This is a genomic window from Thioclava atlantica (assembly GCF_000737065.1).
In the GTDB taxonomy this organism is placed as follows: domain Bacteria; phylum Pseudomonadota; class Alphaproteobacteria; order Rhodobacterales; family Rhodobacteraceae; genus Thioclava; species Thioclava atlantica.
This window is the reverse complement of sequence record NZ_AQRC01000006.1, coordinates 40141-53649: the sequence shown is the minus strand read 5'-3', so window position 1 is coordinate 53649 and position 13509 is coordinate 40141. Positions and strand designations below refer to the sequence as shown.

Genomic DNA, 13509 nt, shown 5'->3' with positions numbered 1-13509 from the left:
GCTGTCTCCTTCTGGCTGGACAGGGGAAGGGGGCGCGCAGGCCCTCAGGACAATGAGGAAAGGTAGTCCTCGTAGGTGAATTCGCGAATCCGGTCGATGCTACCATCGGCCCGGCGGATCGCGATGGCGGGCATGTTCACGCCGTTGAACCAGTTTTTCTTGACCATCGTGTAACCGGCGGCATCCGCGATCGAGATCCGGTCGCCGATCTGCAGCGGCGCCTCGAAGCGCGCATCGCCGAAGATGTCGCCCGCCAGGCAGGTCTTGCCCGCGATCTGGTAGTCATGCGTGCCGGTCTGCGGCAGTTTCGCGGTTTCCCGATAGATCAGAAGATCGAGCATATGCGCCTCGATCGAACTGTCGACGATCGCGATCTTCTTGCCGTTGTCGAGAATGTCGAGCACCGAGACCTCGAGGCTGGCCGATTGCGTGATCGAGGCTTCGCCCGGTTCGAGATAGACCTGCACGCCATAGGTCTCGGAGAACCGCTTGAGCCGGTCGGCCAGATCGTCGAGCGGATAGCCTTCGCCGGTGAAATGGATGCCGCCACCCAGGCTCACCCAGTCCAGCCGTTTCAGGACCTCACCGAATTCCGCCTCGATCCGGCTCAGCTGCTGATCGAAGAGCGCGAAATCCGCGTTCTCGCAATTGTAATGGATCATCACCCCCGAGATCCGGTCCATTGCCTGTTCCAGGCGCGCCAGATCCCACTCGCCGAGACGCGAGAAGGGCCGCGCCGGGTCGGCCAGATCGAAGCCGGAGGTCGAGAAACGGGGATTGAGCCGCAGACCGCGCTCGATATGCGCGGCCTTCTCGCCGAACCGGTCGAGCTGGCTCAGCGAGTTGAAGATGATCTTGTCGGCATAGGAAATCGCCTCGTCGATCTCGCCATCCGACCAGGCCACGGAATAGGCATGGGTCTCGCGGCCGAATTTCTCGCGCCCAAGCCTCAACTCGAAAAGCGAGCTCGAGGTCGTTCCGTCCATATAGGGACGCATGATGTCGAAGGCGGACCAGGTCGCAAAACATTTGAGCGCCAGAAGCGCCTTGGCGCCGGAGCGCTCCCGCAGGCGTTCGATCTTGCGCATGTTCTCGAGAAGGCGCGCTTCGTCGATCAGGTAAAAGGGTGTCGGAATCATTCATCCCCCCCGGACGGCAAAGTGAAGCCGCGATATAGGGCCCATAGCCCTGCCACGCAAGGGTCGGTCAATCGACGCGGATCGCGTCCTTGCTGACCGCAAGCGTATATCCCTTGCGGGAAATGTTGCGCACCAGCAGTTCCGCCACGAGCTGGTTGCCGAGCGCGTCGCGCAGCCGCTTGATCCGGGTGGCGCCGGCGGCCTCCTCGCATTCGGCCGCGTCGCGCCCCGAGATCACGCCTTCGATCTGTGCGCCGGTGAGCACGTCGTCATCCATCCGCGCCTCGGCCAGAACCGAGAGCGTCTCGATCGCCGCGGGCGTCAGCGTGAAGGCCATGTCGTTGAGCAGCACCGCATTCTCGGCGCGCAGGATCCGCAGGCTCTGCACCTCGATCCCGGCGCGGCGGATCTCGGTCATGCGCCGGTTGAGGCCGATCAGCAGCAGCAGGAAGACCATCGCGGCGATCAGAAGCGCGGCGGCGAAGATCAGCAGGATGAAGATGATCACCCGGTAGCTCGCCAGCACGTCCGAGAACGCCGTGGCGGATTGCGCCAGAACCTCGAGCAGCTTGATCTCGGCCTGCGAGGTCAGGTTGTCGTTCTGCACGAAGATATGTTCGACACGCGCATTGAACGCATCGGCATCGGGAAGCTTCGCGAAGAGAAACGCGGCCGCAATCGCGAGAATCGCGACCACCGCGATGACCCCGCCGACGACCGCCCGCGACCCCAGCCGGAGGCTGTCAGTAACGGAGGAAGTATTGTCCGGCACTGGCTTTCCTCTGCTCCAAACCTTCGGGCCCGAATGTGGAGAGAACCGTCAGCAAGGTCCAGCCCGCAGCATTCAGCCTCGGCGCCAATTCGCGCGCGGCGGCCTCTTTCGTGCATGCCTCGTCCGAGACCTGCGCCACCCCGTATTGCAGCTGCAACGGATTGTCGCGCTTGGCCTTGTAATCGGCATAGCACGCCGCTTGGGCCGCCGAGGCAGAGGCGAGAAACGCCAATATGATCAATGCGTGTTTCATGCGCTCACGCTGCGCGGGAACCGGCTGCTATTCAATAACAAAGGCGCCTTGCAGCCCTGCTATCCGATAGCCGCGCCGCGTTATTGCCTGTCTTTTGCCCCTCGGCCGAGGGTGGATGCATCGAGATGACGCGGCCTTTCGGGGCTGCCCCACCGGAAGGAGCGAAAAGATGACGTTCAAGACCAAAGCGACGGCGCTGATCACCGCCACCACTATCGCGCTCGGCGCAGTGGCCGCCACTGCCACGCCGGCGGCCGCCCTCGGCAAGAAGGACCGTGACGCGCTGAAGGTTCTGCTGGGCATCGGAGCCGCCGCACTGATCCTCGACTCGGTGAACAATTCGAACCGGCAGCGCGCTCAGCCGGCGCCGCGCCACTATACGAACGAAACCTGGCAGCAGCGCCAGACCCGGCTCGAACGGGAGCGCCGCGAGCGCGAACGCCGCGAGGCGCGCGACCGCCGGGAGCGCCACGACCGCGACCGGATCTCCCTGCCGCAGCAATGCGTGCAGCAGGTTCGTACCCGCACCGGCTGGAGCGAGGTCGTCTCGGCCGACTGTCTCGACCGCCACACCCGCGCACGTCTGCCCGACCGCTGTTCCTTCGACATGAAGACCGGCCGGAACCGCTATGAAGAGGTTTATGGCCGCAATTGCCTCGAGGATCGGGGGGTCCGCTTCTCGCGGCGCTGATCCGTCCAGAACAAGAACATGAGGCAACGAGCAGGGCGGGGGCTTTCGGGCCCCCGCTTTTTCGTTGATCGCATCGGCGAACCGGTGCATCCCCGTGCCATGTCGAACGCACCCGATTTTTCCTTCGAAGAGGCCGCCCAGGAGCGCGGCCTGGCCCGCATTGCCGGGGTCGACGAGGTCGGTCGCGGCCCGCTTTGCGGCCCGGTCACCGCGGCGGCCGTGATTCTCGATCCGGCGCGGATCCCCGAGGGCCTCAACGATTCGAAGAAGCTCACCGCGAAGCGTCGCGCCGACCTGACCTTACAGATCATGGAATGCAGCGAGTGGTGCATCGCCCATGCCTCGGTCGAGGAGATCGACGCACTCAATATCTACCACGCCGCGCATCTGGCGATGTGCCGGGCGGTCGCCGGCCTTCGCGCCGGACCCGATCATGTCCTCGTCGACGGCAACCGGATACCCCGGGATCTGGGCGTCTCGGCCGAGGCGATCGTGAAGGGCGATGCCCGCTCGCTCTCGATCGCGGCGGCCTCGATCCTGGCCAAGGAGGCTCGCGACCGGCTCATGGTGGACTTGGCGCAACAGTATCCGGGCTACGGCTGGGAGCGGAATGCGGGCTACCCGACGCGAGATCATTTGCAGGCGCTTCTAGATCTAGGGGTGACCCCCGTTCATAGACGAAGCTTCAAGCCAGTCCACAATATCTTGTGCCAAGCGAAAAGTATAACCCCTTGATTCAAAAAAGAAATTGACGCGGAATCGCCTTTGACTCATCTTTGACGGCATAGATCGGCACAAGCCGGCATTCCCGTGAGGCGGGCATTAAAGAGGCGAAAATGACCAAGACGAAGACGCAGGCGGGCCAGGCGGCGCTGCCCCTGAACCAGATTCTTGAAGGTGACTGCATCGAGATGATGAACAGCTTGCCCGAGGCAAGCGTGGACCTGATCTTTGCCGATCCACCCTACAATCTTCAGCTCCGCGGCGATCTGCATCGCCCCGACAATTCCAAGGTCGACGCGGTCGACGACGCTTGGGACCAGTTCGGCTCCTTCGCGCATTACGACAATTTCACCCGCGACTGGCTGGCGGCCGCGCGCCGCATTCTCAAGCCGAACGGTGCGCTCTGGGTGATCGGCTCCTATCACAACGTCTTCCGCATGGGCGCGGAATTGCAGAACCAGGGCTTCTGGATCCTCAACGACGTGGTATGGCGCAAATCGAACCCGATGCCGAATTTCCGCGGCAAGCGCCTGACCAACGCGCATGAGACCCTGATCTGGGCGTCGAAATCCGAAGGCGCGAAATACACCTTCAACTACGAGGCGCTGAAATCGCTCAACGAGGGCGTGCAGATGCGCTCGGACTGGGTGCTGCCGATCTGCAATGGCGGCGAGCGTCTCAAGGACGCCAATGGCGACAAGGCCCACCCGACCCAGAAGCCCGAGGCGCTGCTGCACCGCATCCTCGTCGGCACCACCAATCCGGGCGACGTGGTGCTCGACCCGTTCTTCGGGACCGGCACGACCGGCGCGGTGGCCAAGATGCTGGGCCGCGACTTCATCGGGATCGAGCGCGAGGAAAGCTATCGCGTGGTGGCCCGCAAGCGCCTGTCGAAGATCCGGAAATTCGACAAGGAGGCGCTCGAGGTCTCGACCTCCAAGCGCGCCGAGCCCCGCGTGCCTTTCGGCCAGCTCGTTGAGCGTGGCTTGCTGCGCCCGGGCGAAGAACTCTACTCGCTCAACGGCCGCTACAAGGCCAAGGTGCGGGCGGACGGTACGCTGATCGGCGACGACGTGAAGGGCTCGATCCACCAGGTCGGTGCCCATCTCGAAGGCGCGCCCTCGTGCAACGGTTGGACCTACTGGACCTTCAAGCGCGACGGCAAGCAGGTGCCGATCGACCTGCTGCGCCAGCAGATCCGCGCCGAGATGAACTGAGCGCGCCGGCACCTCCGAATTCCCAGTTACCGCCAGTATCCGGGGGCTACCCCCCGGATACAGCCTTGCCCCGCCGTGCATGGAACGGCGGGGTCTTTTCGCATCTCCGGCGTGGAAAGGGGGGCGCTGCCCCCGCCCGCCTTCGGCAGGCTCCCCCGGGATATTTCAGGCATTTGGAAGCCCGCGACAGGCACGCTTCCAAATGCCCGAAATATCCCGGGGTGAATGGCCGCAGGCCAGAGGGGCAGCGCCCCTCCTGCCCCTCAGCTTTCCTCGAGCCGCGCGCGCAGTTCGCGCAGCACGGGCAGCGTCGCGCGGACCTTCTCGGGGCCGAGATCGCGCACGATGCCGCCGATGATCGGCATCAGCGAGGCGAGCGCGGCGTCGCGCGCCCGGCGTCCCGAGGGCGAGAGCGAGACCCATTTGCGCCGCGCATCGTCCCAGTCGGGACGGATATGGACATGGCCTGCCCATTCCAGCTTCGCGAGCGTGTTCGTCATCGCGCCGCGGGTGACGTGGAACGAGGCCGCGAGCTGCGCGGGTGTGCGCTCCTCGCCGATATGCGCGAGATGGTTGAGCACCGAGAAATGCGAGATCTCCATCCCCTTGGGCAGCGCCCGGCTGACGACGTTGCGCGCGAGCTGATCGGCCATGAAGACCTCGGCGAACAGCGTCGCGGCAAGCGGGTCGGTTTCCGGGCTGCTCACGGTCCCTCGAAGCTCCGGTCGTGAAAGAGCGAGCGCAGCCGCGAGCGCACCGCATCGACCTGCGCGAGGTCGAGATCGACCAGCGTCACCCCCGGCTCGGTCCCGCCATCGGTGAGCACATCGCCCCACGGGCCCACCGCGAGCGAATGCCCCCAGGTCCGGCGCGGCCGGTTGCCATGCGCGGCATGGGTGCCGCATTGCGCGGGCGCCAGAACGAAACAGGTGTTCTCGATCGCCCGGGCGCGGACCAATACTTCCCAATGGGCGCGGCCGGTCGTGTCGTTGAAGGCGGCGGGGATCGACAGGATCTGCGCGCCGCCCTGCGCCAGCGACCGGTAGAGATGCGGGAACCGCAGGTCGTAGCAGACCGTCATCCCGATCTGGGCGTATTTGGTCGGGCCGAGAACCGCCTCGCGCCCCGGCCGGTAGGCTTCGGATTCGCGGTAGCGCTCGGTTTCCGACACGTCGACATCGAACATGTGGATCTTGTCGTAGCGGGCCTTGATGTTGCCCTTGCGCCCGATCAGGAAGGACCGGTTCGCGAAGCGCCCGTCGTCATCCTCGGTCTTCAGGCAGAGCGAGCCTATCAGGACATAGACCCCGAGCCTTTCCGCCTCGGCGCAGATCGCCTCGAGCGTGGGGTCGTGATGCTCATGGTGCAGGACCGCGCTCTGATGCGCGCGGTCCGACGAGATCATGTTGGTGCATTCGGGCGTTGCGATCAGCTGCGCCCCGCGGGAGGCGGCCTCGCGAATGAAGTCCAGCGTGACCGGCAGGTTCTGTGCCGGGTCGTCGGTGACGGAGAGCTGAACCAGAGCCGCCTTCATCGCTCACCCTGCCAGCATCTGGTCGAGCTTGCCGGCATGCTCGAGCGCATGCAACTCGTCGCAGCCGCCGACGCCTTCGCCGCCGATGAAGATCTGCGGCACGGTGCGGCGGCCATTGGCGCGCTGCATCATCTCGGCGCGCAGGCTCGGATTGGCACCCACATCGGTTTCCTCATAGGCGATGCCCTTCTGGTCGAGCAGCCGCTTGGCCGCGATGCAGAAGGGGCAGGTGCGGGTGGTGTAGATTTCGACGCGTTTCATGCTCTGTTCATTCCCTTTTGTCGGCAAGACTATAGGGATTTAGGGCGCCTTCGCAACGCGTGCCAGTGTCACAACGCAAACCCGCGATGCGCCTGCCTCGCGCGCGGCCCGCGTCGCGGCACTCAGCGTCGCCCCCGAGGTCATCACATCGTCCACGATGAGCAGCGGGCGGCCATCGATCAATGCGGCCCGCTTGGCCGAAATCGCGATCGCGCCCTCGAGATTGGTCTGCCGTTCGGGGCGTGTCAGACCCTTTTGCCGGGGCGTCGCGCGCAGCCTCGTGAAGAGATCGGCGCAATGCGCATGTCCGCCCAGCCGGGCCAGGGCCCGCGACAGGAGCGCGGCCTGATTGTAGCGCCGGCGGATCAGCCGCCAGCGATGCAGCGGGATCGGCGCGATAACGGTGTCGGGGCCGAGAAGCGGCGCGGCGGCCTGCGCAAGCCAGCGCGCCAATGGCGGGACGAGATCGAGCCGGTCACCATGTTTGAGCGCGAGCACGAGCTGGCGCCCGGTGCCGGAATAGAGCATCACCGTGCGCCCCTGATCCCAGAGCCTTGGATGGACAAGGCAGTCGTCGCAGCGCAGGGTCTGACCGTCGCTTGCGCCCGGAAGCGGCACGCCGCAGCTGTCGCAGGAGGTCCCGCGGGCGAATTCCGTTTCGGCCCAGCAGGCGGGGCAGAGGCCCGACTCGCTTCCCATCTCGGTGTCGCAGGCGATACAGAGCGGCGGGAAGACGGCGCGCAGCCCGATCGTTCCGACCGCTAGCATCCGCGCGCGAAGCGCAGTAAGGATCGTTCCCGACATGACGACACCGCCCCTTCTGACCGATCGCGAGGCGCTCGAGCGCCACAGGATGCGCGCCGCCCGCGCCCCCGAGCTGTTCTTGCACGAGGACGCCGCGGCGGAGCTTTCAGAAAGACTGCTCGAGGTTAACAGAACCTTTACGGCCCCCGCCCTGATCACGGCTTTCCCCGAGCCCTGGCGCGACAGTCTGCCCGGCGCCAAGCTGGTCCGCGACGACGACGTGCTGGATCTGGAGGAAGGCGCGCATGACCTCGTGGTGCATGCGATGTGCCTGCACTGGGCGAATGATCCGGTCGGCCAGATGGTGCAGGCGGCGCGCGCGCTCCAACCCGACGGGCTGTTCCTTGCGGTGCTGTTCGGCGGCCAGACGCTCAATGAGTTGCGCGCAGCACTTGCACAGGCCGAGGCGGCGATCACCGGGGGGCTCAGCCCGCGGATCCTGCCGATGGGCGAGATCCGCGACCTGGGCGCGCTGATCCAGCGGGCGGGATTTGCCTTGCCGGTGGCCGATGCGGTGATGCGCAAGGTCACCTACGAGACGCCGCTGCGGCTGCTCTCGGATCTGCGCGCGATGGGCGAGACAAACGCGCTGGCGTCGCGGAACCGGCGCTTCCTGCGCCGCGACGTTCTGGCAGAGGCGCTGCGGCTCTATTCGGAGAGCTATCAGGAACCCGATGGCCGGATCCGCGCGAGTTTCGAGATGGTCTGGCTGACCGGGTGGAAACCCCATCCCGATCAGCAGAAACCGCTTCGCCCCGGATCGGCGGCGCAGAGGCTCGCGGATGCATTGGGCGTCCCGGAACGTCCCACCGGGGACAAGCCGGGCCGGGCGTGATCAGCCGAGGCTGGTGAGAAACGCGTTCGACCACCAATGCACGTCGTGCCGGTCGAGCCCTTTCATCAGCGCGGCATGACGCTCGCGCCGCTCGGAATGCGACATCATCAGCGCGGTGATCATCGTGGTCGCCATCTGCTCGGTGTCATGGGGATTCACCAGGAGCGCCTCGGTCATCTGCTCGGCCGCCCCGGCGAATTGCGACAGGATCAGGACGCCCGGATCCCGCGGGTCCTGGGCTGCGACGAATTCCTTCGCGACGAGGTTCATCCCGTCCATCAGCGGCGTCACCAAGGCGACGTCCGACGCGCGGTAGAGCCCGGCGAGCACCTCGCGCGGCACCGGGCGGTTGATGAAGCGGATCGGGGCCCACTGGATATCGGCGAACTGACCGTTGATCCGGCCCGAGAGATGCTCGGTCTCCTCGCGGATATCGTCATAGGCCTGAACACCCTCGCGCGTGGGGGGCGATATCTGGAGCAGCGAGACAAAGCGGTGCCAGTCTTCGTGGCGCTCGAGGAATTCCCCGAAGGCGCGGAAGCGCTGCGGCACACCCTTGGAATAGTCCAGCCGGTCCACCCCGATCACCAGGCGCCGCTCGGGTTTGAGAATGCCCGGAGGAAGCTTCTCGATCTCGCGCTCGGCCAGCTCGGTGAATTCGCGGGCGTCGATGCCGATCGGGAAGGCCGCAATTCGGCTCTGTCGCGGCGAGAGATGGACGAAACCGTTGCCCAGGTCGCTCGCCCCGCCGATCTCGACCATCGAGGCGAGGCAGGCGCGGACGTCGCGTTCCGCCTGAAGCCCGATCAGATCGTAATTCGCCAGCCACTGGCAGATCTCGCGCCCGTTGGGCAGCGCCTGCATCGAGGTCGGGCCGGGAAAGGGCGTGTGCAGGAAGAAACCGATCAGGTTCTGGATGCCGAGGACCCTCAGCTCGTAGGCGAGCGGCAGGAGATGGAAGTCATGGACCCAGATCCGGTCCTCGGGTTCGATCATCGCGGCGACCATCTTGGCGAGCCGGCGATTCACCTGCTTGTAGGAGGAGAGATATTCCTGATGGATCTCCATCAGGTCGGCGCGGCCGTGAAAGAGGGGCCAGAGCACGGAATTCGAATAGCCCGCGTAGTAGTTTTCCTGCTCCTGCTCGGTGAGGTCGAAACACAGGCGCTTGAAGGGGCCGCCCTCGATCTCGCGCAATTTCGTGCCGGGGCGTTTCGCGATCTCTCCCGAGGTTCCGATCCAGATCCCGCCGGTCTCGGTCAGCACGTCGCCAAGCGCGACCACGAGCCCGCCCGACGGATTGGCCCCGGTCGGAATGCGATTCGACAGGCAGATCAGACGCCCCATGCTCACCCTCTCACTGCCGCGGCCAGCCAGGCGCGCAAGTCTTCCGGCTCGGGCAGATGGAAGCGCGCCGCGCTCTCTCCCTCGCCGATCTTGATCCCGTAACCCTCATTCGCCTCGGCCCAGGCCAGCGCCGGTTCGTCGGTCCGGTCGTCGCCCGCATAGACGGGCCGCCGCCCGCTGAAATCGGGCAGTTCCGAAAGCAAGGCGAGCGCCCCGTCCTTCGAATAGCCCTCCGGACGCAGTTCCACCGCCATCTTCGCCGGCTGTATCGCGAAGGCTGGAAAACGATCCGCCAGCGCGGCCGTGAACTCCTCGACCTCCTGCTGGCGCGTCGGGTCGGCGCGGAAATGAAGCGCGCCGCCATGGCTCTTTTCCTCGTAGAGCAGACCCTGTGTCTGCGCAAAGCGCGCCAGTTCCGCCTGCAACGCTGTCAGTTCGGCCGGGCTTTCCGCCAGCGGAGGATCCATTCCGCGCGCCTCCGCCCCGTGGCTGCCGACCATCGGGCCCGCATAGCCGGACAGGAAATGTTCGAGATCCCTCAGCGACCGGCCCGACACCACGGCAAGCGCGCCATCGAGCGCCTCAGCGAGCGTCGTGAGCATTGCTGGAAGGTCGGGCGGGATCACCACCGCATCGGGGCGGGGGGCGATCTCCACGAGACAGCCGTCGAAATCGAGGAAAACCGCGTCCCTCGCCAGCTCGATCGCGGGAGGGGCCGGTTTGTTGCCGGTCATGTCATCCATTGCCATGCGAACAACGTAAGAGATCCTGTCCCGGTTGAATAGGCCGCATTGACCTGATCGGGAAACCCGTTAAGTCGGGATGAGGTTCCGAAGAAACGATGACAGGACAGTGAAACATGACGAATGACGCGACCGCGCGCCTCGCCCACGCCCCGGCGGATCACCCGCCCGTTCCCGAAGCCAAGATCGGCCTGCTCGTCGCCAACCTCGGAACACCGGACGCCACCGATTACTGGTCGATGCGCCGCTACCTCAACGAGTTCCTCTCGGACAAGCGGGTGATCGACTACCCGGCCTGGAAGTGGCAGCCGCTCCTGCAGCTCATCATCCTCGCGAAACGCCCCTTCACCAGCGGCGCGAATTACAAGACGATCTGGAACGAAGAGGCGAATGAAAGCCCGCTGATGACGATCACCAAGCAGCAGGTGGCCAAGCTGCGCGAGGCCGTCGCGGCGCGCTACGGACAGGAGGTGATCGTCGATTACTGCATGCGCTACGGCAATCCCTCCACCCGGTCCGTCGTGGACCGGATGGTGAAGCAGGGCTGCGAGAAGATCCTGTTCGTGCCGCTCTACCCGCAATATGCAGGCGCCACCTCGGCCACCGCGAACGATCAGTTCTTCCGCGCGCTGATGACGCAGAAGCGACAGCCCGCCGCGCGCGTGGCCCCCGAATATTTCGACCGCCCCTCCTATATCGAGGCGCTGGCAAACTCGGTGGAGCGGGTCTATGCGACGCTCGACACCAAGCCCGACGTGCTCGTGGCCTCCTATCACGGCATGCCCAAGCGCTACCTGATGGAGGGCGACCCCTATCACTGCCAGTGCCAGAAGACCTCGCGCCTGCTGCGCGAGCGGCTGGGCTGGGAGAAGGGTTCGATCGACACCACTTTCCAGTCCGTCTTCGGCACCGAGGAATGGCTCAAGCCCTACACCGTCGAACATGTCGCCGAGCTGGCCAAACAGGGCAAGAAGAACATCGCGGTGATCTCGCCCGCCTTCAGCGCGGATTGCATCGAGACGCTGGAAGAGATCAACGGCGAGATCCGCGAGGCCTTCGAGGAGGCCGGCGGCGAGAGCTTCACCTATATCCCCTGCCTCAACGACGACGAATTGCACATCAAGGCGCTGATGGACGTGGTCGAGGAAAACCTCGCGGGCTGGCTCGACTGACGAACGGGGGGGAGGGGGCTGCCCGCCCCCTCTTCGCATCCGCGAATTCACCCCCGGGGATATTTGGGTCAAGAGGAAGTCCCCTTCCCCTTGGATAAAATATCCCGGGGTGAGGCCGCAGGCCGAGGGGCAGCGCCCCTTCGCTGGCTCAGATCAGCAGCACCTGGGTGCCGATCTTGGCGTAGCCGAACAGTTCCCGGATATGTTCATTATAGAGCCCGATGCAGCCGTTGGAGCTCTTGCGCCCGATCTTGCGCGTGTCGTGGGTGCCATGGATCCTGTAATAGCGCCAGGACAGGTAGAGCGCGTGCGTCCCCAGCGGATTGTCCGGGCCGGGCGGCACGTAATCGGGCCATTCGGGGTTGCGCCGCTTCATCGAGGGCGTGGGCGCCCAGCTCGGCCCTTCGACCTTGCGCACGACCTCGGTGCGGCCCCGCCGCGTCAACTCCTCCGAGACCGGCACCGAGGTCGGATAGAGGCGATAGATCGTCTCGTCCTCGGACCAGAAGTGAAGTGCGCGCGACTGCGTGTCCACGAGGATCGCGCCGTAGCGGAGCGTCGAGAAATACTCGCTCCAGTCGCGGTTCTGGAAGCTCGAGATGTTGCGCCGCTGGTTGGTGAAGGCGCTGGTCTCGAACTGTTCGAGGCCGGCATCGGGGGTCTGTGCGACGACCGGCATCGCCAGTCCCGCCCCGATCGACGCGATCCCGCCCAGAAATCTGCGGCGGCCGAAACTGCTGCGCGACTTGGCCATGGCACCCTCCGTGATCACGGCTTCGGCATGATCACTGACTATAGGGAGAGCGATACCGTCGCGCAAATCAAACCGGCGATGAAAGCGTCTCGTCTCCACGAGAGGGTTTGCGCCCGCAAAAGCAAGCGTGTAAGGCAGTATGACGGGTTAACAACAGGCTGAGAAGACATGTTGCGTGCCACTACTTTCGCGATTTCTGCGGTTCTTGCTCTGGCTGCGTGCCAGCCGACCGACCAACAGCCGAAGCTCGGCCCCGACGGGTTGCCGCTGCCGAAGGTCTACAACATCACCGGGCGCGATGCGCAGGTCATCCCCGGGCGGGTTCTCGAGGCAGTCAACAGCCTGCGCTCGGCCCGCGGCGCCGCGCCGCTGGTGCTCAACGATGCGCTGACCACCGCGGCGCTTGCCCATTCGAAGGACATGGCGTCGCAGAACCGGCCCTGGCATTGGGGTTCGGACGGCTCCTCGCCGCTCGACCGGGCGCAGCGCGCAGGGTATTCCGGAACCGTTCTGGGCGAGAACATCTCCGAGACCTACGAGACCGAGATGGATACGCTCGCGGCCTGGATGAAGGTTCCCGAGACCCGCGACGTGATCCTGAATCCGGCCGCCACCCAGATGGGCTTCTCCTGGTATCAGGAGCCCTCGGGCAAGATCTGGTGGACGATGGTCACCGGGAACTGATCGTGAAAAGGGCCCCTCGCGGGGCCCTTCTTCGTTCAGGGGAAGATGAAGATCGGCGTCCCGTCGCGGACCATCGCGTAGATGTCGCGGATCTCCTTGTCCTTCACGGCGATGCAGCCCGCCGTCCAGTCGCTGCCCTTGCCCTTGTTCTTGCCGTCGCGGCCGTGAATGAAGATGTCGCCGCCGGGGGACTTCCCCTGCGCCTCGGCGAAGGCCATGTCCTGAGTGTTGGGATAGCTGATCCCGAGCGAGAGGTAATAGGCCGAGTTCGGGTTGCGCCGGTTGATGTAATAGAAGCCCTCGGGCGTCTTGCCGTCGCCTTCGAAATGCTTGGGGCCGACCGGATCGCCGCCAAGGCCGATCTTGTAGCTTTCGAGCACCTTGTCGCCCGAAAGCAGGTACATCATCCGCTTCGATTTGTAGACCTGGACCTGGGTGACGGGGGGGCCTTTATAGGCAACGAATTTGCCGGAATCGCCGCAGGCGGCGAGGGCACCGAGGGCGCTCGCGCCCAGAAGGAGGGTTCGACGGTTCATTTTTTGGACCTGTTCGGATTGAGCTGCTCTTTTCCGACTCTTTT

At 65.1% G+C, this 13509-nt stretch carries 17 protein-coding genes; 6 read left to right on the top strand and 11 right to left on the bottom strand.

All coding sequences use genetic code 11. From position 1 onward, the window contains the following. Nucleotides 1–44: 44 nt before the first annotated feature. The 3 genes from nspC to DW2_RS08950 all read right to left on the bottom strand — a co-directional run bounded on the left by nspC (nt 45) and on the right by DW2_RS08950 (nt 2164). A complete protein-coding gene (gene nspC / locus DW2_RS08960) occupies nt 45–1139 on the bottom strand; it encodes a carboxynorspermidine decarboxylase (RefSeq protein WP_038145591.1) in 1095 nt (364 codons plus the stop codon). Between the two features lie 67 nt (nt 1140–1206). Further along, a complete protein-coding gene (locus DW2_RS08955; RefSeq protein WP_038145588.1) occupies nt 1207–1911 on the bottom strand; it encodes a histidine kinase in 705 nt (234 codons plus the stop codon). Then, nucleotides 1883–2164: a hypothetical protein gene (locus DW2_RS08950; RefSeq protein ID WP_038145586.1), complete on the bottom strand. Its 282-nt coding sequence runs from the start codon at nt 2162–2164 to the stop codon at nt 1883–1885. The genes DW2_RS08955 and DW2_RS08950 overlap by 29 nt, the downstream gene beginning before the upstream one ends. A 169-nt stretch (nt 2165–2333) precedes the next feature. Between DW2_RS08950 and DW2_RS08945 the strand changes: the two genes are divergently transcribed. The 3 genes from DW2_RS08945 to DW2_RS08935 all read left to right on the top strand — a co-directional run bounded on the left by DW2_RS08945 (nt 2334) and on the right by DW2_RS08935 (nt 4795). Then, nucleotides 2334–2855, top strand: coding sequence for a hypothetical protein (locus DW2_RS08945; protein WP_038145583.1), 522 nt, complete (start codon nt 2334–2336; stop codon nt 2853–2855). A 99-nt stretch (nt 2856–2954) separates the two neighbouring features. Then, nucleotides 2955–3590 carry a ribonuclease HII gene (locus DW2_RS08940; protein ID WP_038145581.1) on the top strand — a complete coding sequence of 212 codons (636 nt, stop codon included), beginning with the start codon at nt 2955–2957 and terminating at the stop codon, nt 3588–3590. A 101-nt stretch (nt 3591–3691) separates the two neighbouring features. Beyond that, nucleotides 3692–4795, top strand: coding sequence for a site-specific DNA-methyltransferase (locus tag DW2_RS08935; protein ID WP_038145579.1), 1104 nt, complete (start codon nt 3692–3694; stop codon nt 4793–4795). Nucleotides 4796–5058: 263 nt separating this feature from the next. On the opposite strand, the gene DW2_RS08930 is transcribed toward DW2_RS08935, so the two are convergent. Genes DW2_RS08930 through DW2_RS08915 form a run of 4 tightly spaced genes read right to left on the bottom strand, consistent with a single transcriptional unit; the run spans nt 5059 to nt 7394 of the window. Next, nucleotides 5059–5448, bottom strand: coding sequence for a MarR family winged helix-turn-helix transcriptional regulator (locus DW2_RS08930; RefSeq protein WP_051855804.1), 390 nt, complete (start codon nt 5446–5448; stop codon nt 5059–5061). Nucleotides 5449–5498: 50 nt separating this feature from the next. After that, nucleotides 5499–6329 (bottom strand): carbon-nitrogen hydrolase family protein, encoded by an 831-nt coding sequence (locus DW2_RS08925; RefSeq protein WP_038145577.1) that lies wholly within the window; start codon nt 6327–6329, stop codon nt 5499–5501. A 3-nt stretch (nt 6330–6332) separates the two neighbouring features. Continuing rightward, complete coding sequence (gene grxC, locus DW2_RS08920; RefSeq protein ID WP_038145576.1) at nt 6333–6590, bottom strand: glutaredoxin 3; 258 nt, start codon at nt 6588–6590, stop codon at nt 6333–6335. 39 nt (nt 6591–6629) lie between these two features. After that, entirely contained in the window at nt 6630–7394 is a 765-nt protein-coding gene (locus DW2_RS08915; RefSeq protein ID WP_238321299.1) for a ComF family protein, read from the bottom strand. Between DW2_RS08915 and DW2_RS08910 the strand changes: the two genes are divergently transcribed. Further along, nucleotides 7393–8229 carry a methyltransferase domain-containing protein gene (locus DW2_RS08910; RefSeq protein WP_038145573.1) on the top strand — a complete coding sequence of 279 codons (837 nt, stop codon included), beginning with the start codon at nt 7393–7395 and terminating at the stop codon, nt 8227–8229. The genes DW2_RS08915 and DW2_RS08910 overlap by 2 nt on opposite strands. Here the strand turns inward: DW2_RS08910 and DW2_RS08905 are convergent, their stop codons facing one another. Both DW2_RS08905 and otsB read right to left on the bottom strand, forming a co-directional pair. Continuing rightward, nucleotides 8230–9576, bottom strand: coding sequence for an alpha,alpha-trehalose-phosphate synthase (UDP-forming) (locus DW2_RS08905; RefSeq protein WP_038145570.1), 1347 nt, complete (start codon nt 9574–9576; stop codon nt 8230–8232). It abuts the gene before it with no gap. A gap of 2 nt (nt 9577–9578) precedes the next feature. Next, nucleotides 9579–10310 carry a trehalose-phosphatase gene (gene otsB / locus DW2_RS08900; protein ID WP_038145874.1) on the bottom strand — a complete coding sequence of 244 codons (732 nt, stop codon included), beginning with the start codon at nt 10308–10310 and terminating at the stop codon, nt 9579–9581. A gap of 125 nt (nt 10311–10435) precedes the next feature. On the opposite strand from otsB, the gene hemH reads away from it, so the two are divergent. After that, nucleotides 10436–11491: a ferrochelatase gene (gene hemH, locus DW2_RS08895; protein ID WP_038145567.1), complete on the top strand. Its 1056-nt coding sequence runs from the start codon at nt 10436–10438 to the stop codon at nt 11489–11491. Between the two features lie 148 nt (nt 11492–11639). Here the strand turns inward: hemH and DW2_RS08890 are convergent, their stop codons facing one another. Further along, entirely contained in the window at nt 11640–12245 is a 606-nt protein-coding gene (locus DW2_RS08890; protein ID WP_038145563.1) for a L,D-transpeptidase, read from the bottom strand. 168 nt (nt 12246–12413) lie between these two features. Between DW2_RS08890 and dalA the strand changes: the two genes are divergently transcribed. Next, nucleotides 12414–12929 carry a divisome-associated lipoprotein DalA gene (gene dalA, locus DW2_RS08885; RefSeq protein WP_038145561.1) on the top strand — a complete coding sequence of 172 codons (516 nt, stop codon included), beginning with the start codon at nt 12414–12416 and terminating at the stop codon, nt 12927–12929. Between the two features lie 35 nt (nt 12930–12964). Here the strand turns inward: dalA and DW2_RS08880 are convergent, their stop codons facing one another. Then, nucleotides 12965–13465, bottom strand: coding sequence for a L,D-transpeptidase family protein (locus DW2_RS08880; RefSeq protein WP_038145559.1), 501 nt, complete (start codon nt 13463–13465; stop codon nt 12965–12967). Nucleotides 13466–13509: the final 44 nt, after the last annotated feature.

Bases quoted from the DNA above. Each gene is read 5' to 3' on its own strand.
- nspC (WP_038145591.1), bottom strand. From the start codon at position 1,139: ATGATTCCGACACCCTTTTACCTGATCGACGAAGCGCGCCTTCTCGAG.
- DW2_RS08950 (WP_038145586.1), bottom strand. From the start codon at position 2,164: ATGAAACACGCATTGATCATATTGGCGTTTCTCGCCTCTGCCTCGGCG.
- DW2_RS08945 (WP_038145583.1), top strand. From the start codon at position 2,334: ATGACGTTCAAGACCAAAGCGACGGCGCTGATCACCGCCACCACTATC.
- DW2_RS08940 (WP_038145581.1), top strand. From the start codon at position 2,955: ATGTCGAACGCACCCGATTTTTCCTTCGAAGAGGCCGCCCAGGAGCGC.
- DW2_RS08935 (WP_038145579.1), top strand. From the start codon at position 3,692: ATGACCAAGACGAAGACGCAGGCGGGCCAGGCGGCGCTGCCCCTGAAC.
- DW2_RS08930 (WP_051855804.1), bottom strand. From the start codon at position 5,448: ATGGCCGATCAGCTCGCGCGCAACGTCGTCAGCCGGGCGCTGCCCAAG.
- DW2_RS08925 (WP_038145577.1), bottom strand. From the start codon at position 6,329: ATGAAGGCGGCTCTGGTTCAGCTCTCCGTCACCGACGACCCGGCACAG.
- grxC (WP_038145576.1), bottom strand. From the start codon at position 6,590: ATGAAACGCGTCGAAATCTACACCACCCGCACCTGCCCCTTCTGCATC.
- DW2_RS08910 (WP_038145573.1), top strand. From the start codon at position 7,393: ATGACGACACCGCCCCTTCTGACCGATCGCGAGGCGCTCGAGCGCCAC.
- DW2_RS08915 (WP_238321299.1), bottom strand. From the start codon at position 7,394: ATGTCGGGAACGATCCTTACTGCGCTTCGCGCGCGGATGCTAGCGGTC.
- DW2_RS08905 (WP_038145570.1), bottom strand. From the start codon at position 9,576: ATGGGGCGTCTGATCTGCCTGTCGAATCGCATTCCGACCGGGGCCAAT.
- otsB (WP_038145874.1), bottom strand. From the start codon at position 10,310: ATGACCGGCAACAAACCGGCCCCTCCCGCGATCGAGCTGGCGAGGGAC.
- hemH (WP_038145567.1), top strand. From the start codon at position 10,436: ATGACGAATGACGCGACCGCGCGCCTCGCCCACGCCCCGGCGGATCAC.
- DW2_RS08890 (WP_038145563.1), bottom strand. From the start codon at position 12,245: ATGGCCAAGTCGCGCAGCAGTTTCGGCCGCCGCAGATTTCTGGGCGGG.
- dalA (WP_038145561.1), top strand. From the start codon at position 12,414: ATGTTGCGTGCCACTACTTTCGCGATTTCTGCGGTTCTTGCTCTGGCT.
- DW2_RS08880 (WP_038145559.1), bottom strand. From the start codon at position 13,465: ATGAACCGTCGAACCCTCCTTCTGGGCGCGAGCGCCCTCGGTGCCCTC.